At 59.6% G+C, this 19,279-nt stretch carries 15 protein-coding genes; 8 read left to right on the top strand and 7 right to left on the bottom strand.

Annotation, left to right across the window (positions count from 1 at the left end; genetic code table 11):
* The first annotated feature begins 37 nt into the window (after nucleotides 1–37).
* A complete protein-coding gene (locus DFO63_RS22065; RefSeq protein WP_143572903.1) occupies nucleotides 38–379 on the top strand; it encodes a hypothetical protein in 342 nt (113 codons plus the stop codon).
* Nucleotides 376–3,582 carry a zeta toxin family protein gene (locus DFO63_RS21575; RefSeq protein ID WP_259337466.1) on the top strand — a complete coding sequence of 1,069 codons (3,207 nt, stop codon included), beginning with the start codon at nucleotides 376–378 and terminating at the stop codon, nucleotides 3,580–3,582. Before DFO63_RS22065 ends, DFO63_RS21575 begins: the two co-directional genes overlap by 4 nt.
* A gap of 88 nt (nucleotides 3,583–3,670) precedes the next feature.
* Here the strand turns inward: DFO63_RS21575 and DFO63_RS21570 are convergent, their stop codons facing one another.
* The 3 genes from DFO63_RS21570 to DFO63_RS21560 form a co-directional block, all read right to left on the bottom strand.
* Complete coding sequence (locus DFO63_RS21570; protein WP_259337465.1) at nucleotides 3,671–4,150, bottom strand: hypothetical protein; 480 nt, start codon at nucleotides 4,148–4,150, stop codon at nucleotides 3,671–3,673.
* A 79-nt stretch (nucleotides 4,151–4,229) separates the two neighbouring features.
* Nucleotides 4,230–4,961: a hypothetical protein gene (locus DFO63_RS21565; RefSeq protein ID WP_119007845.1), complete on the bottom strand. Its 732-nt coding sequence runs from the start codon at nucleotides 4,959–4,961 to the stop codon at nucleotides 4,230–4,232.
* A gap of 98 nt (nucleotides 4,962–5,059) precedes the next feature.
* Nucleotides 5,060–5,899: a type 1 glutamine amidotransferase domain-containing protein gene (locus DFO63_RS21560; protein ID WP_119007844.1), complete on the bottom strand. Its 840-nt coding sequence runs from the start codon at nucleotides 5,897–5,899 to the stop codon at nucleotides 5,060–5,062.
* A 96-nt stretch (nucleotides 5,900–5,995) separates the two neighbouring features.
* Here DFO63_RS21560 and DFO63_RS21555 point away from each other — a divergent pair, with 96 nt between their 5' ends.
* Both DFO63_RS21555 and DFO63_RS21550 read left to right on the top strand, forming a co-directional pair.
* Nucleotides 5,996–6,913 carry a LysR family transcriptional regulator gene (locus tag DFO63_RS21555; protein WP_119007843.1) on the top strand — a complete coding sequence of 306 codons (918 nt, stop codon included), beginning with the start codon at nucleotides 5,996–5,998 and terminating at the stop codon, nucleotides 6,911–6,913.
* A gap of 549 nt (nucleotides 6,914–7,462) precedes the next feature.
* Nucleotides 7,463–7,819 carry a hypothetical protein gene (locus DFO63_RS21550; RefSeq protein WP_119007842.1) on the top strand — a complete coding sequence of 119 codons (357 nt, stop codon included), beginning with the start codon at nucleotides 7,463–7,465 and terminating at the stop codon, nucleotides 7,817–7,819.
* Between the two features lie 1,115 nt (nucleotides 7,820–8,934).
* Here the strand turns inward: DFO63_RS21550 and DFO63_RS22190 are convergent.
* Nucleotides 8,935–9,087, bottom strand: coding sequence for a hypothetical protein (locus DFO63_RS22190; RefSeq protein WP_182474450.1), 153 nt, complete (start codon nucleotides 9,085–9,087; stop codon nucleotides 8,935–8,937).
* A gap of 26 nt (nucleotides 9,088–9,113) precedes the next feature.
* Here DFO63_RS22190 and DFO63_RS21540 point away from each other — a divergent pair, with 26 nt between their 5' ends.
* The 4 genes from DFO63_RS21540 (at nucleotide 9,114) to DFO63_RS21525 (ending at nucleotide 14,497) form a co-directional block, all read left to right on the top strand.
* Complete coding sequence (locus DFO63_RS21540; RefSeq protein ID WP_220452931.1) at nucleotides 9,114–9,740, top strand: hypothetical protein; 627 nt, start codon at nucleotides 9,114–9,116, stop codon at nucleotides 9,738–9,740.
* A 326-nt stretch (nucleotides 9,741–10,066) separates the two neighbouring features.
* The gene (locus DFO63_RS21535) at nucleotides 10,067–11,365 is read left to right on the top strand and encodes a hypothetical protein (protein WP_147416517.1); all 1,299 of its coding nucleotides are present in this window, start codon (nucleotides 10,067–10,069) and stop codon (nucleotides 11,363–11,365) included.
* Complete coding sequence (locus DFO63_RS21530) at nucleotides 11,352–12,527, top strand: hypothetical protein (RefSeq protein WP_147416515.1); 1,176 nt, start codon at nucleotides 11,352–11,354, stop codon at nucleotides 12,525–12,527. Before DFO63_RS21535 ends, DFO63_RS21530 begins: the two co-directional genes overlap by 14 nt.
* A gap of 377 nt (nucleotides 12,528–12,904) precedes the next feature.
* Entirely contained in the window at nucleotides 12,905–14,497 is a 1,593-nt protein-coding gene (locus tag DFO63_RS21525) for an AAA family ATPase (RefSeq protein WP_182474449.1), read from the top strand.
* A gap of 1,124 nt (nucleotides 14,498–15,621) precedes the next feature.
* Here DFO63_RS21525 and guaA read toward each other — a convergent pair.
* The 3 genes from guaA to guaB form a co-directional block, all read right to left on the bottom strand.
* Nucleotides 15,622–17,187, bottom strand: coding sequence for a glutamine-hydrolyzing GMP synthase (guaA, locus tag DFO63_RS21520; protein ID WP_005413109.1), 1,566 nt, complete (start codon nucleotides 17,185–17,187; stop codon nucleotides 15,622–15,624).
* Nucleotides 17,184–17,660, bottom strand: a complete 477-nt coding sequence (locus DFO63_RS21515) for a hypothetical protein (RefSeq protein WP_182474451.1) — start codon at nucleotides 17,658–17,660, stop codon at nucleotides 17,184–17,186. The genes guaA and DFO63_RS21515 overlap by 4 nt, the downstream gene beginning before the upstream one ends.
* Nucleotides 17,661–17,767: 107 nt before the next feature.
* Nucleotides 17,768–19,225 carry an IMP dehydrogenase gene (gene guaB / locus DFO63_RS21510; protein ID WP_005409308.1) on the bottom strand — a complete coding sequence of 486 codons (1,458 nt, stop codon included), beginning with the start codon at nucleotides 19,223–19,225 and terminating at the stop codon, nucleotides 17,768–17,770.
* Between the last annotated feature and the right edge of the window lie 54 nt (nucleotides 19,226–19,279).

Genomic DNA, 19,279 nt, shown 5'->3' with positions numbered 1-19,279 from the left:
CTCGAATCTACGTGGATCTGCCCAAAAGGTGACAATCTTGACCCTTTCCTCTCCGCCCGTTCCAGCCAAACTCCGGGAAATGCTCAAGGACTATCCGGAACATATCGAACGACTGCAGGAAGTACTGAATCGATCAGCCGAACGATCACGACAGATTCCTTTAATGCCGTTCGACGACGCGATCTCTGCATTGGAAGGCAGGCTCGGAACGTTCATCATGGAGGCACGGAGTGAGCTTGCCGCTGCCGAAGCGGCTGGGAATCCCCAGGATATTGCCAATGCACTTGAAAAAGAACGGTTAATGCTTAGGGCGCGCCTACAAAGCCAATGGATAGGAGATGAGTCGATGTATTCCTATTTTCAGGAGCTAGAGCGTTGAGTTCAGCCGATTGGAGCCTCGCGCTCCAGGCGCATGCGCAGGTGTTTGCGGACAAGGTGCTTCCCCATAGTGGTCTGGACAGTACCACTCCTCAGGAGCACCCCAAGGCAATTGTACTCGCTGGACAGCCAGGCGCAGGTAAGAGCGGGGTTGCCGGTGCTGCGATTCGAGAGCTTGCTGGTGATGCCATTCCCATCGATCCCGACGCGCTGCGGGAGATGCACCGTGACGCTCCGCAGCTTGTCCAGCAGCACCCATACACCTGGTCAGGGCATACTCACAGCGATGCCAGCCAATGGGCCAAAGAGCTGCGATCCCTGGCAGTCGAGGGCCACAGGAATCTCATCCTCGATACGACACTAGGAAATGGCGACGCCGCAGTTAATCTGATCAAGAATCTCCAGGCCAAGGGCTACGAAGTGGAGATTCGGGGAGTTGTCGCACATCGGTTGGAAAGCGAGCTTGGTGTCGACCGAAGGTTTACTGACAAGCTGGACGACGAAGGCTTCGGCCGCTACGTCCCCGAAGACGTGCGCAAACACGTTTACGAAGCCTTGCCCGGAAATCTGGACAAAGTCCAGGCCGAGACCGGCATCCAGATTCGACTCTACAGTCGCGAAGGCGCTCAGGTTTATGACAGCCATAGCGATACCCGCCTACCGGGCGCAGCGCTGGAAGCCGAACGCGAAGCTCGACTGAAAGACCCTCGAATCACCCAATCATTGCGCGATGGCTGGCGCGCACAAGGCCGCTGGCACGCCGAGCTTGGGGATACCCTGCCCCACAACACAAAGGTCAGCCCACCAACAGCGGCAGCCGTTCTCGATGAGCGCGCAATGCTCAAGGTTGTTGAAGGCATAACGCCCAACATCCAGGAAGCACGCGGCATCGACCACACCATCCGCGTGCGTCCAAACATGGTGCGGGGTGCCGTCATCGGTGGCGCCGCAGCGACGGTCCTTGAAGCCGCCACGGAAGGAACAAGGATTGCCGACCTGTACGCGCGCGACAACCGGACGGGCGCGGAAGCCGCGCTGTTGGACTTCGGGGCACGCAGCGTCGGCGGTTGGACCGGCGCGGTGGTGGGCGCCAAGGTTGGTACGCTGCTGGGCATCGAGTCCGGCCCCGGCGCTATTGTCACCGGCATCATCGGTGGCGGGTTGGGCGCGTGGGGTAGCAGTGAGATCGTCGACTGGATCGAGAAATACCAGATCAATAACCAAGCCGACAGCACCGGCAGAATCTGGACGTTTGACCCGGCGCATCCTGAAAAGGGCTGGACGCACAGCGAGCGGGAAATCATAGGCACCGTCGGCACCCTTGCGGATCGCCCGATATACGGCGCAACCACGTTGCTCACGGCCGATGCCGAACTGACCCAGCAACTGAACTACCAGGCGTCAAGCCGAGCTGTCGGGCTGCGGCTGTCCGAGCCGGATCAACCGATCAATCCCTTCAGCATTGCAGGCGACGCCAGCGATACACCCAGCTCCCTTCCGCGTTCCTGGGAGCGCAACCCGGAGAACGGCGAATGGCGGCGCGAGGTCGTCCATCAGGTCCTCGAGCACGGCATCAAGAACACCACAGTAGAAGTGGCCGATGCCACCAAGGCCGCCCAGCTTGATGAAGCCGCACAGGGCATCATGGCCTTCAACGCCGCCCGCAGCTCGGCGGCCTTTGCCAAGCAGTTTGAGGAGGCCTACTCCGCACAAGGGTGGTCCCAGTACGGACCGATTCCGGATGAAGTGATGTGGGCCCGCGAGCATCCCGATCACGTACTCGCCTCCGACGGGCGCACCTATCAGCGCCAAGGCGATGGTGAGTGGCTGCATGACGGCTGGATCTACGACTCGCTGGCCGAGGGCAACATCCGCGACGAGTTGAACCGAACCTATCCGCAGATTCACGCCATCCAACAGATGGAGGCGCCCGTACCCGGCGCCCACGAACGTAGTATCGAGGCATTGACCGCCAACGAGCGCGATGCCCACGACCAGGCCATGCAGGAAGCCAATCGACTGGGTGTCGCTGCACCGCAGGCGCAGCAGATGGCCGCCGCTTCCGTGGCTGAGGTTCGCGGCGAGCACGCCGAAGAGCGCCTGACCCCGCAAGCGGTGATCAATGCGCACACTGATGGGCATACTGCACCGCCACCCAGCGCGCCGCCTCTGGCGCAGGAACACCGCACCTCTACGCCTGCAGCTCCAATGCCATCGGATCGTACGGAAGCCGTACAGGAACCTGCTCGCCGTGAAGCACCACGACCGGAGCCGACCGCAGTCGCAACGCCGCCGGCATCGAAAGAGTCAAGCGAGCGGCAAGCGCATACCGAGGCAAATCCTCCCGCGCCCCCGATGCCGGCTGTACCTGTGCCATCACCCGGCACTCCCTCCGCTGAGCGATCTCCCGCCCAGCCGGAAGTGAGTACATTACCTCCGCCGGATGTCGAGCACCCCGATCCCAAGCAGGAGGCCGTTGCGACTCACACCCACTCCTCGGTCTCGTCGATCCAGACCGAAGTAGCTGACGCCGCGCCGGTTACTGCTCGCCTCCACGAATTGGAAGCAACGCCCGCGCCGATCCATTCGGAGTCAGACGTTCCAGCCAACCCCGCAGCAGCCGAGCCCGCTGCACCCGAGCTGGCAACAGACGCCGCGCCCAAGGTCTCGGAGCACGAGCCACCTTACACGTCGCCACCCGTGGAAGCACCGGTAGCACCGCCCCCGAGCGCAACGGCCCAGCGAGAACCCGAAGCACCGCCCGCGCCCCTGCTACCCACCCAGCCTGAGCATCCCGATCACGCCCTCTACCAACAGGTACGCGAAGGCGTGGCGACGCTGGATGCAAAGCACGGCCGTACGTTCGACGAAGCCAGCGAGCGCATGACTGCCAGTTTGCTGGTGCTGGCAAAGGACAATGACCTCGACCGCGTCGACCACGTGCTGCTGAGCAACGCCACCGCGGACAAACCCGCCGGTCATAGTCTGTTCGTGGTCCAGGGCGAGCCCAGCGACCCCGCACACCAGCGCGCCGCAATGCCGACCGAATTGGCTGCACAGACCTCAGTTGAAGAATCAATGCAGCAGTTCGACGCAGTCAGCCGCGAAGCACAGCAGCGCGCCATCGCCAACCAACTCGAACAGCAGCTGGAAGATCAGCGCGCGCAGCACGATATCCAGATACGCGCCGCCAGCATGGGCTGAGTGGGCGAGACACGCGCGAAATCATTCACAACAACCCGCCCTCCTGGTCCCTCTGTTTGCCAATCGGCCTATTGATATCGCCGCACAATCAGAAGAACAGACCCGCCTGATCGACGGTCGCCAGTGGATTAGCCTTCCGCACCGCCTCCAGGAACAGCAGGAAATCCCGATTGAACAGCGTCAGGTTGTTGGTGAACGTCACACCCTTTCTGCCCGATGCTCTGCTGAAGCACACCTTCCAGACATAGCGCCCGTAGATCCTGTCGGACGTTCGTGTGACTGAGGTGATCTGCGAAAGCGGAACCGCCGTGGGCACCGGCCCACGTCGCAGGTAGAAGGATTCTGTATCAAAGAAATAGTGCTCGCGATCCTCTTTGCCATCCACCATCACCAAGGTCATGGACTTGCCAGAAATCCGGCGAGGGGGATCCAAACGCAGCCCTGATCCCAATGCAGAACGCGCGGTCGCTGACATTCGCCGAAGGGTGAACCAGAGGATCACCAACGGAAGTGCCGCGAGGACAATGAAGCCTACGGTCTTCAAAACAGTTTCCAGCGTGCTGGGCACACAGATCTCCAGGATTAACTTTCAGGCGATGCCCAAGTAGATCCACGCCATGCGTGGATGACTCTCCCTCAACGCCTTATCACTTCCAATGATCCGGCCCCAGGAACGGCAGGCTCAACACAAACACCGGAACCGCCACAGGGATCAACGCCGCGCCGAGCACCTTGCCCGCCGCCGAACCGACACCCGGCTTGTCCTCCCGCTCCGGCAGGATCCGCTGCGCCCGCGCACTGATCGGCTGCGCCAGCTTCCCCTTCTCCTCCAACGCAGCAGCGTCCGGCAACTTCACCCGCTCGCCGTCGCCCTCGAACAGCGCGCTGTAGTAGCTGCCGCCCTTCCTTGAAAGGTTGCAGGCGCGGTCAAACGCCAGCGCGTAGCGGGTCCGGTCCATCGGCAGGTAGTAGCGCGCACGCTCCTCCACGGCCTTGGCCTCACGCGGGGGGACCTCAATCCGCTCCAGCTTGAACTGCGCGGCCTGTTCCGGCGTCACCTGTTCCGGCCGCAGCAGCAGCGCATAGCTGCCGTGCACCTTGGCCTTGTTGGCCGGGTCGCGCCAATCCTCATGGAAGTACATCTGCGCGCAGGCCACCGCCTCGCGCAGCGGGCTGTCCATCAGCGCGCGGTACTCGCGGAACGGCGCGGCATTGAAACGCATCGGCTCTTCAAAGCGTGGCAGCAGGTACAGCTGGCCGTCATCGGCCACGAACGCACCCGTGATCTCGCGGCTCGAGGCGTGCTCCTCCGGGCCACTGGCACAGCCAGACAGCAGGCCAAGGCACAGGGCGGAGAGAATGAAAAAAGGCGTTCGCATGTCGTGTTCGAGGGCTTCCCTGGGAAAACGGCCCCGCCCGGAAGGACAAGGCCAGCCCACCATGGTGCCACGGCACCGCACGCGATGCAGGCCCCGCCCTACTTCAACCGCTCCACCAACCGCTGCCCCACTTCCAACGCCGAAGCCGGGTTCTGCCCGGTAATCAGCTCACGATCCACCACCACATGCCCCGCCCAAGGCGTGGCGTTGCTGCTGAACTTCGCACCCGCCCGCTCCAACGCAGTCTGCGGGTAGAACTTCATCTCACCGCCACCCAGCAGCGGCTTGGCCTGCGCTTCTTCCTGGTTGCTGATCACCGTCATCTGGTAGCCGCTGTAGATCCACTTCGGCGTGGCCGGCGTCACCCCCGCGTCCAGCTTCGCCACGAAACCACCCGCATCCGGCAGCGTGGACAGCAGCGCGATCGGCCCGTGGCAGACCAGCGCGGTGGTCTTGTTGCGCTGGTGGAAGTCGGCCAGCAGCCGGCCCAGCGCCGGGCTCTTCAGCAGGTCCTGCATCGGCGCGTGGCCACCGGGAATGTAGACCGCATCGAAATGCGCGTAGCCCTGCTGCTCGATGCGCGCCAGGCTGACCACCGGCGAGGCCGTCGGCGAGGTCAGCGCCAGTTTCTCCAGCAGCTCCTTGTGCAGCGTCAGCTGCGCGGCATCGTTGCCGAAGTACGCCGGCGTCACCGAGGATGCATCCACTGTCGGCGCCCGCCCCTGCGGCGTGGCGAAGGTCACCTCATGGCCCGCGTCCAGCAGCAGCTTGACCGGCTGCATCAACTCGTTGAGATAGAAGCCGGTGGACAGCACCTTGCCGTCCTTCAGGTCCAGGTGGTTCTCGTCGGACAGCACCACCAGCACGTTGGCGGCCTGCGCGCCGCTGGCGGCCAGGGTCAGGGCCAGCGCTGCCGCCAGCCGGGTCATCAGGTTCATGGGGAGCTCCTATCGGGGAATGGCGGCCACTTTATTCATCGCCCCAGCGGCGATAAATTGGCCCCATCGCAAAACATCTGTTCCCCGGAGAGCCAAATGAGCCGCAAGTTCGACTACCTGGGCGATGTGGAGGTGTTCCTGGCGGTGGTCGAGCACGGCTCGTTCACGGCCGGCGCGGTGGCGCTGTCCACCACGCCCTCGGTGCTGAGCCGCGCGGTCACCCGCCTGGAAGCGCGGCTGGGCCGGCAGCTGCTGCAGCGGACCACCCGCCGCGTAGGCCTGACCGACGCCGGGCGGCTCTATCTGGAACAGGTGCGCACCGCCTTCGGCCTGCTGGACGACGCCGAGCGTGACGTACTGGCCCAGGACGGTGCGCTGGCCGGCCGCGTGCGCCTGAGCGTGCCCACCACCTATGGCCACTACCGGCTGCCGCCCGTGCTGGCGCGCTTCGCGCAGCAGTACCCGCAGGTGCAGGTGGAACTGAACATCACCAACCGCAACGTGGACCTGGTGGCCGAAGGCTTCGACCTGGCCATCCGCCTGGGCCAGCTGCCGGACAGTGGGCTGGTCGCGCGAAAGCTGGAAGACGCACCGCTGATGCTGGTGGCCGCACCCGACTACCTGCAACGCCGCGGCACGCCGCAGACGCTGGACGACCTGCAGCAGCACCTGTGCCTGCCCTTCGTGATGCCACGCACCGGACGGCTGGCGCCGTGGGCGTTCCGCGACGACGGGCGCGACGTGGACTGGCTGCCGCGTTCGTCCATCGAGACCTCCGAAGATGTACTGGGCGTGGTGTCGCTGGCCGAACAGGGCATCGGCATCTGCCAGAGCTATGCGTTCATTGTGCGCGAGCGGTTGCAGCGTGGGCAGCTGGTGGAAGTGCTGCCGCAGCTGCGAGGGCGGTCAAGGCCGTTCTCGGTGATCTATGCGCCGCATCGACGGCAGTCGGCTGCTGCGCGGGCGATGATTGAGTTGCTGGTGGGGAATGCGGCTGAGGATCGCACTTGTTGAGGCCGCGAGGCGCGCTGGCGATGTCGGGATTGAACCGATTTTGTGGGTGTGCGGCCTGTCGGGAGCCGCTGCCTGCCGAAGCAAACTAAGAACTGTTGCAAAGAAGGCCGTCGCGCTATTCGCTTGCGGCGTGGGCGATTGCGCCAGTTTGATTCGCCATCAGCAGAGCAGCTGCGCGAATGCGTCTGCTGGCGTCGCTTGCTGCACGAGTGGTGCGTGCAACAATAGTTCTTCGCTCTCGGATTCCGCGATTCCTTCGCGAATTTCTATTGGCATTCGAAGCGGCGGCGTAAACACCATGACGTGCCACCGACAACGGGTGGCTCCGGGTCTGCAAACCCGCGATGAGCAACGACTGTTGTTTACGCTTGCCCGTCGGCACCGTCCTTAACCGGTGCCGGCGGGCAATCCGTCGGCCTATCTGGCGGGCGGTGCGTGGGGGTCTTCGGACCCACCGGTCATTCGTTGCTTCGTCCCGGTTTGCAGCCACGCATCGTCCGCCACCTCTTCACGGTGGCGCTGTTAAGCACAGCCACGGAAGCCGACGCCATGAACGAATCCGATACCTTTTCCTCGTACACCGTTGTTGAGCCCATCAACGACGACACTCCCCTGCCCGACCTGAACTCCCTGCTCGGCATCCTCAAGCGCATGCGCGGCTGCGAGGGGGCTGATGGGCATCCTTGGCCGGAAACCGATGTGTCGCCCGGCCGACGCGTGAGCCTGGCGAGGACCGAGCGCGCGATGGTGGGAGCGCTGACGGTGCTGGAGCTGTTGCACGCGGCAGACCGCTGCCGGGTCGCAGCGGACCCGGAGCGGCATTTGGATGAGGGGGTTGTGGATGGGCTGTTTCTGGCCTGCCGGGGCTTGGTTGAGTGGGCTTGTCGGGAGGTTAGACCGGAGTGATCACCAGTAGTCATCCGTAGCCATCTACATACCGGAATTGAGCTCGTCGCCTTCTCCGACTTACTCTTCAGCTTGCTGCAACATCATCCCCTCACCCTGCACTGCGTCCCGCCCTACATAGGATGCAGAGCCCTCCTTGCGCTCGATCTACTGATTCATCAACAGACTGTATGCAACTGGCGCTCACATCGGACTACTCTCGCGCTCGGCGACTTAGAGATCGATGTTGCTCTGCGGCATCTAGATGGCAAGTACTAAATCGCGGAGCGCAGGGAGACCTGCCTGATCAAGCATCGGCGCGCGGGATGTCGCTGAGCATGCATGGAGACTCCATCCGCTTTCCCTTGGATTTGGGTCAGGCCCCGCCGGGAAAGTGCTCATGGCAATCGGATCCGATTCACGACAACGCTTTGACTGCACAGAAATAGTGAGCTTGCCGCCCAATTTTGGCTATAGTTCGGTCATGTGCTAAACGGTAATCAAGCCACCCTGCCCTATGCCTGCACCCACGCACCTTATCGAACAGCAGCTGATCGCATCCTTTGTCGACGCCCGAGGGAAACTGCCGGACGACGAGGCAGTGCTGGAACCGTGTGCGCTGTTGGTCCACCTAAGGAAGACAGTCACGGGGGGAGGGCACGGTGCCAGCGAATCGTTCGCGCTCATACTCCCCACCGAGCCAAGCTATGCGCGATGCGCTCTGCAAGCAATCTTACATTTCCAGTCTGTAACTCACGCCGGCCCGACCAGCCAAGCCTGCGAACCGCTGGAGCTTGTGGCTGCTGAATTTCCCGCTCTCCCGGTGCAAGGGAAATACTCCAATGCGCGCGAATCGGCTTCGACAGCAATGGCGTCAGCCCGTATCTCTTCGCCCATGGGACCTACCTGAACGGCAGCAGGGGCTTCTAATGGCCAATCCTACAAATTTCCTAGACTGTAGCTTTCTGATTAATTTCGCCTGCGATCGGCCAGTCGCCAGCAGGCGCAGGCACGATCCAATCCATTGCGGCGAACGCAGTCATACGGGCATAACTTGCGTAACCGCGCCGTTCATGCTGGCGCGGACCGGCAAGCGGTGGGTAGCTATCCAGGTCTTCCTATTCAGCCGGCGAAGCCTATTCACCCTTGGCAAGATGAAGAAGCGCTTGAGCAAGGATGGCGCTAAGTCGATTGTTGCCTTCGCACTGGTCGAGCGCCAAAACATCGATCAAGGAGCAACATTCGCGCTCAGCCAAGGACACGTCGATAAAACGGTACAGCAGCGGCATATCCAATCGACGGAGGGGAGTTGCGCATGAGTTTCCCGGCCGGTATCCAAGGGTGTATGAAGGATTGCATCCAGTCCTTGTTCTGGCCTCGCAAGGACATCCTCGGTTTCTTTGAAAAGCATGGTTGTACGAAAGCAGAACTGGCTAGCGTGTCGATCGATGGCGAAGACGCGATCAAGCGGCATGAGATCATCGACACGATGTTCGCGGCGTTGAACCAGCGCGCAGACAGCGGCATAGGGCCCTTTCGAGCAATGCTTCAATCGCTATTAAACTGGTCTCATTTCGACACCTACTACTTCGACAGACTCCGCAAGCTTGATCGGAGCACCGCCTACCGAAATTTGGAGCACTTGCGCCAACTACAGGAAATTCGCGACGCTAGGATCAGGCAGCAGCGCGAACTCCGGGCAGCACAAGAGGCACAGCGTCAGCGTCCCACCGCCTCGCTACATCAGCTGCGTACGAAGTACCTTGGCCTGCTTGCCAATACCACGTCACGGCGGCAACGCGGATACGCCTTGGAAGGGATTCTGTCGGAGCTGTCGCGCCTGTCCGGGTTGAACGCAACAGAAGCCTTTCGGGTGAACGGGGAGCAGATTGATGGTGTCGTTAAGTTCGATGGTGAGCACTACCTCATCGAAGCCAAGTGACAGGAGCGAAGTGCCAGCAACGAGCCCGTGTATCAATTTGCGGGCAAGGTATCCGGGAAATTATATGGTCGGGGCTTATTCATCTCGCTCAATGGATTCAGTCCAGACGTTATCAGGAGTCTAGTCATCGGCAAAGAGATCCAAACGCTATTCATTGACGGCGAAGACCTAATACTGTCGCCAGAGGGCCACCTGACGTTGGGCGACATAATTGATCGCAAGGTGAAGGCAGCGCAGACCAAGGGACTCATTTACGTGCACCCAATTTCAGGGGCAGAAAAGAAGCCGTAGGCACATTACTGATAAAGAAGCGAGAGGGCGTTGTTATGGATCGTGAAGCTATAGGAAGGCGAGCCCAGGACGTGCAGTCCGGTCTGCGTGACGTTTCGGATTTCCGCGTATCCGCGACGATACCGATCACGCGCCAGATCGGCATGGCAGCACAACTGGCTGTCCATATTCGGGGACTTGAAACTATTGAGAATATCGTAGGATTCCACGGATTTTGTAGAAACTTGGGTATCTCCTCAGATTCGCTGCCCACGGTGCTGGGTACACTCGAGCAAATTGGTTGGATCCGCGTAGTGCCTAATGCTTACGCCCCCAAGCGTATTGAAGAGACCATCCCCTACTTCCAAGAAGTCTACGGAGCGCTTGGCGAGCAATGGTCCGCGCGCAGGCCAGGCGAACTTGAGCAGGCGACCATGGCCATCATCGACCGGCTTACTGTGGCCCCCGTGCCGCTTGAAACGCTAGTCTCCGAACTCGGATTGAAGACTGCAGACATTCAAACGGTGGTGGACATCGGTGATCTGGGGGGCTACCTGCGTCAGTACGACTCGCCAAAGGACCGCGTCCCGATTCTCTACGCGCCGTTGTTCTCTGACGAGAATCCCGAGACTCTGCTGAACTTCATTGCCAGCAACCCCGGCACCCATACAGAGATCGAAGCAGTGTTTCGCGCGGCCAAGTCACATCCTGGCGCCCCGATCAGTATGCTGGAGCAGAGCACGCCACTGGTCGTCGAGTTGGTCAATGAAAACATACTGCGTGCGCCCGCCATCATCTCTTCCGGCGGGACTCAGTCATTTGCATTTGCTCCCTTTAAGACAACCCAGCCCCGTGCCATCGTCGAGAAGGCTCGCATAATTTTGGCATGTGTACGTTATGGCGAGGGCTACTCTTCGATTACCAAAATTGCCGATCCCAGTGCCATTCTGAAAGGGCTCAGGGACCGCAAGATGATTGGGCGCACACCGCATTCCAATATCCATTCCCAATATGCGGCTGCGGCGAACATGGGCGTGGGCTGGATCGAACCGGACGGCGGGCGTTTCCGCTTCCGCCTTTACGACACCGAGGACAACCTCGCGGCGGTGGATCTGGCGATTGCCATGTGCTCCGGACAAAGCGAAGACGCTGCTTCGTCCCTGCTATTGCCCGAAGAGGTCAAAGGCTATTTCACTAGAAGCGAGCCTGGCGGTTTGCTCCTGCCAGAAGCAAACCGCAAGCACGCACGCGACCTCATCGCCGCGCGCACGCTGGACCCGAACACGCGCACCGCCGCCCGTTTGGGCCGTGCCTTACTGGACGACCTGCGAGGGATTCACCGTGTCATCAAATGATCAAGACCATTCGTACAAGTTGCTGGGCAAGCGGATGGCGTGGGCTCTTGGATATGTGCCACTGCTCAACGTCCCCGTCTCCCTGCCAGCCAACACCCGATGGCGCGCAGCTACAGATCTGACGGACGCGGACGTGTATGGCTTTCGCTTCAGCCCCAGTGGCGATGTCTCGCGGCTGCTGATTGATTGCAAAACCACCTCAGGCAGGGCTGTTGATCGGGTGTTGTGGGTCAGAGGCCTGCAAGACGTCCTACATCTCGACGAACTCTATCTGTTCAAGAAGAAGCTCCCAGAGAATGCGCGCTGGCTGGCTCACGAACTCAAGGTCAACTGTCTTGATGAGAGCCAACTGCACGAGCTTGACAGTCGTCTTGGACTAAACCGTCTCAAAGGTCCTTATTTTGATGGCTGCGGGTACGAAGGGATCGAAGCATTGCTGACCTTCCCAAAGGGAAGCGAATATCGCACCCTTCTGCAGTTCCTGCGCACGACACTGTGGACACTTCAACCGGCGCATCGGGTGCTGACCTTGCTCAATCTTGGAAGACAGAATGGCTTGCATAGAAAGCTGCGCGCGGACAATAGGGCGCACGTGTGTCTCGTCCTGTTCGCAACGCGCGCCTTGGCTATCAGCCTAGGCCTGCTGATCAGCGAGTTGAATGTTGTGGATGTGCTGAACGTCGAAGCGCGTCTACGCGAGGAGCTCCATGGAGGTCCCGAGTCTCTGGCGCAGAAGGTCAGATTTGCCGATGCCATCCGTCGCTTGACGGGGGAAGTCGATTCGCAGCTAGCCATCGATCATGAGGATTTTCCGCTATTGCTTGAAGAAGTGAATCGCTTATTGATCAGGCGCTATGCTCTGAATGATGCGGTGCGCATCACAGATCTGGCATTGCACTACTTTGCGGCAGGTGCAGGCGCTCTGCCACGCCACCTGGGCGGTAATGATTCAAACCTCTCGGCGAAGATGGCCTCTGACATTCTTGCACTCTTTGTAAAGAGTAACTCCCTTGATCCTAGCTTTTCGCTTGCGATCATCGGCCTGTTCGCCGGCGCTACCGAGACCAGCTCCGATGAGAGCGGACACCGCCGCCAAGATGAACAAGGCAACATCGAGCAATTTTCGCTGCTTTCCCCGCTGCCGCCACTGGAGGAACCCTAGCCGTAGACCTGTTGTTGACCCAATCGCCCCTGCACCGCCGAAACAAGGCGAGGGTGGGGCGAAAGCGGCAAGGAATTCACAGTCGGGCCGAATGCCGATGGTTGCGATGATTGAGACGTTAGTGCTGGCAAGAACAATGTCACTTTGCTCACCCTTAGGACATCTTGGCAGAAGAGCTAAATCCAATTGCGCGAGAATTACATCGATTTCCACCTGCGAGCGGCCCTCCATTGACAGCACGCTTTCTAAGTGGAGAGAAATTCACCATATATAGCAATGACGTATACCCACCCATCGCACCCGCCGATCAACCAGAGCACTTTTTATTACGCTGAACACAGCGCAGACCAAACAAACTTATGGCTCCTCCTATAATCTTGGCACTGGCTTTCAAACGAAGGCAAGGAAAGGCACCAGCAGTCCTTTCACTTACAGACGACTATGAATTCACTGTAGATGGCAGCAACCATAAATCCAGTTCAACAACGGCAATTAAAGTTCGCAAAATCCCTCACATACATAGCCGCACATCCGATTTACCAGTAGATTCGATAACTGTAGTTTATGGAGAGAACGGAGAAGGCAAGACTGCACTCCTTCTGGATGCGTGCCAATCAGTAGTTAAGAAATTTTACGACCAAAGACAGCTTTCAATAATCTGGAGAGATGAATCCGGAATAATCCACCTTGATGACGAGGGCGTGCGAAAAGCCTTTCGACTTGAAGGTCCGGAAACTTCACAGAAGAAGAAGCAATTTAGCCATAAATTTGGGGCAATTTTTTATACAACATCTCCATTTGAATCGAACCGGCGCCTACGCCTTCAGTCGAGCGGAACCATAGACTCAACCCCAAAATCTGGCACGGCATCTTACAGTGGTGCAGCCTTGTGCCTAGCGGCTGGGTCGTTGCCAAAAAACATTCCTTTCATTCGTCGCGCGAAAATTGGTATTGACATTGAAACCTCAGTTAATATACAGACTGAAATAGAAAGTGTCAGTACATTCTTGTCGTCCAACCACCCGAAAGGAAGAAGGTCAAGTAAAGTCTCAAGTCTGGGAATGGCGCTGGATAGACTTAGAAAAGATGCCTTCGATTTGAGTCCTCGATCCAGGACATTACTAGCAATTGAACTCCGACGCGCCAGGCTGGATGGCGCAAAGGCCTTGGATATGCTCCTTTACGAGCTTTCTGATCGAAAAGAAAAGCCCATGGCCGACAATCGCTCGATCAGCCGCTTCCTTCGCTACCATGCAAGCGCCTACGAGAAACGCCCAACAGCAAATCAAATCCTCAGCATACTAATCAAGCTTAGGCGATCAATTTCCGCCACTGCGCCAAAGGGATTGTCGGAGTACGCACGCACGCTTCGTTCTGTATCACCCAACATTTCTCCAATACTTCAGGAAGCAGAGCGACTGGGGCTGATCAACTGGAAATTCATTGAGCTTAGCAGCGGCCAAGTTGCACTTCTACTCTTATTTGCCTCATTGAGCAGCGCACTTAACAATTTTGCAGATAGGAATATCCGCTCAGCTCTGATAGCCATTGATGAGGGGGAGATGTTTATGCACCCTAGTTGGCAGCGCCAGTATCTCCGTGACATTCTTAACTTCATTTCAAGATATCGTAGAGACTTCGATCATATTCATCTTATTCTGGCAACGCATTCCTTGATCGTTGCGGGCGACACGCCTCCAAATAGATTATTTGATGTCAAATCCGGAAGTATGCAGAACGGGTTTGCCCTTGGCCCCAAGGAGCTTCTCGACAGGGTCTATGGAGTAAAAGACTTTTCAGGCAGCATGGCTGAAAATCTATACAAGATAATAACCAATTTCCTCAGCCAACCTCGATCCAACGACTCCGCAGAAGCCGAGATAGAAATAAGAAGCTTGATCGACCAGATCGCCTCACGGGAGCTAAGGGAATACCTTCTCACAGAACTACATATGAGGACTGCAAGATAGTGATTAAGATACCACCGCTAAAATCCACAGAGAAGGAGCGGCACTACAAGGCTCTCAAATCTAGATTCGACGAGAAAATTCTCAAATCTACCAAAGGGCTAAAGGAAAAAGATTATGAATCTAAGCTAATTGAAAAAATCAAAGAATCAATTCAGACAATTCTTATCGGAGATTATATAGAAATAGCAAACTTTGCAAGGAATACAGTAACTAATTTCCCCGAGTTCTCAGCATACGCCGCACTCAAAAGAAAGCCCAATGACAAAAACCATATCAAGCATAAGAACACGCTGAATATAATTAACGAGTGTTTCGACTACGAATGGTTTTCGACCCAGGTCGATTGGGGAGCGTACGCACTGGTTCAGGCGTACAACCTAAGAACGTGCCCATACTGTCAGGCGAATCATGTAAATCTGCATATTGAGAAGAATCGTCCTCGCAAAGGCTCACCCAGTTTTAAGTTACGACCACCACTGGATCACTATCTACCAAGGTCGTTGTATCCATATCTTTCAGTATCCGTCAGCAACCTAATACCTTGCTGTACTCAATGCAATTCCGGAGTAAAGACAGCGGATGACCCCCTCGACAAAGGGATTCCGCATCCACTAGATTCGACGAAATTACTAGTGAAATTCTCCATTCAGGGAACAATTCGAAAAAGCATTAACGGACCAATTGAATCCAGCGACATCGTGCTCTCCTTAACTGGCTTGGATCAACCCTCTTCCAATCACCTAAACGCATTCCGATTGCAAGATCGATACAAATGGTATCGCCACGAAATCAAGGACTTAATTGATAGAAACGATAGCCACAAGGAGCTTGATAGAAACATTCGCTCCATCGTTTGCCGAGAGAGATTTGTGCTCGGATTTCTGGAAAGAAGCGCGGAAGAGCGCTCCTTAGGATTGTGCCTTCGCGACATATTTAGAGAGCTCGACTCTTAACTTCCTGTGATAGCGGACAACGGATGCCCCTCCACGGGACTCCGAATTGCGAAGAGCCGATCGCGATAAGTCCTATTTGAATCGTTTGCCAAGCTCGCCAAGACTTGCGGGTACTAAAAGAATTACCGTGGTCAAAGAAAGGGCGCCTCTCGGCGCCCTAGTTCTCTCAACTCACTCCCACTCAATAGTAGCCGGCGGCTTCCCCGAGATGTCATAAACCACCCGCGAAACCCCCCGCAACTCATTGATGATCCGGTTGCTCACCGTCCCTAGGAACTCATACGGCAGATGTGCCCAATGCGCGGTCATGAAGTCGATCGTCTCCACGGCCCGCAGCGCAATCACCCACTCATACGCCCGCGCATCGCCCACCACGCCCACCGACTTCACCGGCAGGAACACGGCAAACGCCTGGCTGGTCTTGTCGTACAGGTCGGCCTTGCGCAGCTCATCAATGAAGATGGCATCGGCCTTGGCCAGCAGCTCGGCGTATTCGCGCTTCACTTCGCCCAGGATACGCACGCCCAGGCCCGGGCCCGGGAACGGATGGCGGTAGACCATGGTGCGCGGCAGGCCCAACTCAACGCCCAGGCGGCGCACCTCGTCCTTGAACAGCTCGCGCAGCGGCTCCACCAGGCCCAGCTTCATGTGCTCCGGCAGGCCGCCCACGTTGTGGTGGCTCTTGATCACATGCGCCTTGCCGGTCTTGCTGCCGGCCGACTCGATCACGTCCGGGTAGATGGTGCCCTGCGCCAGCCACTTGGCATTCTTCAGCTTGTTCGACTCTTCGTCGAAGATCTCAACGAACAGGTTGCCGATGATCTTGCGCTTGGCTTCCGGGTCGCTCACGCCTTCCAGCGCGGCGAAGTAACGGTCGGCGGCATTCACGCGCACCACCTTCACGCCCATGTGCTCGGCAAACATCGCCATCACCTGGTCGCCTTCCTGCCAGCGCAGCAGGCCGGTATCCACGAACACGCAGGTCAGCTTTTCGCCGATGGCCTTGTGCAGCAGCGCGGCCACCACGGACGAATCGACGCCGCCGGACAGGCCCAGGATCACTTCGTCATCGCCCACCTGTTCGCGTACGCGGGCGATCTGGTCGTCGATGATGTTGGCGGCGGTCCACAGGGTCTGGCAGCCGCACACGTCCACCACGAAGCGGCGCAGCAGCGCCTGGCCCTGCAGGGTGTGGGTCACTTCCGGGTGGAACTGCACGCCGTACCAGCGCTTTTCTTCGTTGGCCATGGCGGCCACCGGAATGCGGTCGGTGGTGGCGGTGATGGTGAAGCCCGGCGGTGCAACGGAGACGTGGTCGCCGTGGCTCATCCAGACATTCAGCTTCGGCTCGCCGCCGTGGTCGCTCAGGCCCTTGAACAGTGCATCCGGGTTGATCACGTTCACTTCGGCGTGGCCGAACTCGCGCTGGTCAGCGGCTTCGGTGGCACCGCCCAGCTGCGCGGCCAGGGTCTGCATGCCGTAGCAGATGCCGAAGATCGGCAGGCCGCTGTCGAACACTTCCTGCGGCGCGGCCGGGGCACCCGGCAGCGTGGTCGATTCCGGGCCACCGGACAGGATGATGCCCTTGGCGCCAAACGCAGCGATCTCGGCCGGGTTGTGGTCCCACGCCCAGATTTCGCAGTAGACGCCCAGCTCGCGGATGCGGCGGGCGATCAGCTGCGTGTACTGCGCGCCGAAATCGAGGATGAGGATCTTGTCGTTATGGATGTTGGTCATGGTGCCGTTCCAGTGGTGTTTTTCGCAGCGCCCGGCGCTTCAAGGCTCTGCGTCAGCGTGGCGATGAACGCCTCGCGTTGTTGAATATGTGAGGGGTCTTCCTCGTCCCAGCGCAGCATCAGCAGGCCATGCGGTGCGTTGGGGTTGGAGCGGTCGGCGCGCGGCAGCTCGGCGATTTCCTGCACTTCGGTGCCGGGCACGATGCGCCGTTGCAGCGCCGCCATCGAGAAGCCCGAATCCGCAGCGCCCCAGGACGCCCAGCGCACGCTCATCCGTGCGGGCTCCAGCGCGCCTAGTACCGGCGTCAGCACCGGATCATCCGGCCCGTGCAGCAGTTCGGTAATGCACTGCAGGGTGACCTGCAGCGGGCGCTCACCGGTGCCTTTCAGCAGCCAGCGCTGCTCGCCAGCGGCCTGCACCTGCCAGCCCTTCGGCAGCGAGAACGCGTTCTGGCACGCCTGCACGTCCTGCAATTGCGAAACCGCCGCGCCCGGAGACCCGGAGCGCGGCGGCGGTTCGGACAACGAACAGCCTGCCATCAGCAGGCTGCCCGTAATCGCAAGAGCAGTTCGCAAGCGCATCAGGCGCGGTAGTTCGGCGGCTCTTTGGTGATCGTCACGTCGTGGACGTGGCTCTCACGCTGGCCGGCGCCGCTGATCTTCACGAACTTGGGCTTGCTGCGCATGTCTTCGATGGTGGCGCAGCCCACGTAGCCCATGGTGGCGCGCAGGCCGCCCATCAGCTGGTGGATGATGCCGCCCACCGGGCCGCGGTACGGCACGCGACCTTCGATGCCTTCCGGCACCAGCTTGTCGGCGGTGGCGGCGTCCTGGAAGTAACGGTCCTTCGACCCCTTCTCCATGGCAGCCAGCGAACCCATGCCGCGGTAGCTCTTGTACGAACGGCCCTGGTACAGCTCGGTCTCACCCGGCGATTCCTCGGTACCGGCCAGCAAGCCGCCGACCATGATGGTCGAGGCACCGGCGGCCAGCGCCTTGCCGATGTCGCCCGAGTAGCGGATGCCACCGTCGGCGATCAGCGGGATGCGGTCCTGCAGCGCTTCGGCCACCAGGTCGATGGCGGTGACCTGCGGCACGCCGACGCCGGCGACAACGCGGGTGGTGCAGATCGAGCCCGGGCCGATGCCGACCTTGACGGCGTCCGCGCCGCTGTCCAGCAGCGCCAGTGCGGCTTCGCCGGTGCAGATGTTGCCACCGATGACCTGCACGTTCGGGAAGTTCTTCTTGACCCAGCTGACGCGGTCCAGCACGCCCTGCGAGTGGCCGTGCGCGGTATCGACCACGATCACGTCCACGCCGGCGGCGACCAGCGCTTCCACGCGGCGATCGGTATCGCCACCCACGCCGACGGCAGCGCCGACCAGCAGGCGGGTCGACAGATCCTTGGCAGCGTTCGGGAAGTCGGTGTTCTTCTGGATGTCCTTGACGGTGATCAGGCCACGCAGTTCGAACGAATCATTGACCACCAGCACCTTTTCGATGCGGTTGCGGTGCAGCAGCTGCAGCACTTCATCAGACGCGGCGCCTTCCTTGACCGTGATCAGGCGATCCTTCTTGGTCATGATGTGGCGGACCGGATCGTCCAGCTCGGTCTCGAAGCGCATGTCGCGGTGGGTCACGATGCCGGCCAGCAGGCCGTCGCTGCCCACCACCGGCACGCCGGAGATGTTGTGCGCCTGGGTCAGGGCCAGCACGTCGCGGATGGTGGTTTCCGGGCCGACGGTGATCGGGTCGCGGATGACGCCGGCCTCGAACTTCTTGACCTTGGCCACTTCCGCGGCCTGCTGTTCCAGGCTGAGATTCTTGTGGATGATGCCCATGCCGCCGAGCTGGGCCATGGCGATGGCCAGGCGGGCTTCGGTGACGGTATCCATGGCTGCGGACAGGATCGGAAGCTTCAGCTTCAGGTCTCGGGTCAACCGCGTTTCGAGGTTGACGTCCTTGGGCAGGATGGTCGAGTGGGCGGGGACGAGCGAGACGTCGTCGTAAGTGAGTGCTTCAGCCTGGATGCGCAGCATCGGCATACCCGAGATGTGGGGAAGCGCGACATTTTACCCTGTTTTCGCGCCGTG

Source organism: Stenotrophomonas sp. AG209, from assembly GCF_003550055.1.
Taxonomy (GTDB): domain Bacteria; phylum Pseudomonadota; class Gammaproteobacteria; order Xanthomonadales; family Xanthomonadaceae; genus Stenotrophomonas.
Note: the sequence above shows the minus strand (reverse complement) of the source record. Positions and strands in the feature narration are given on the sequence as shown.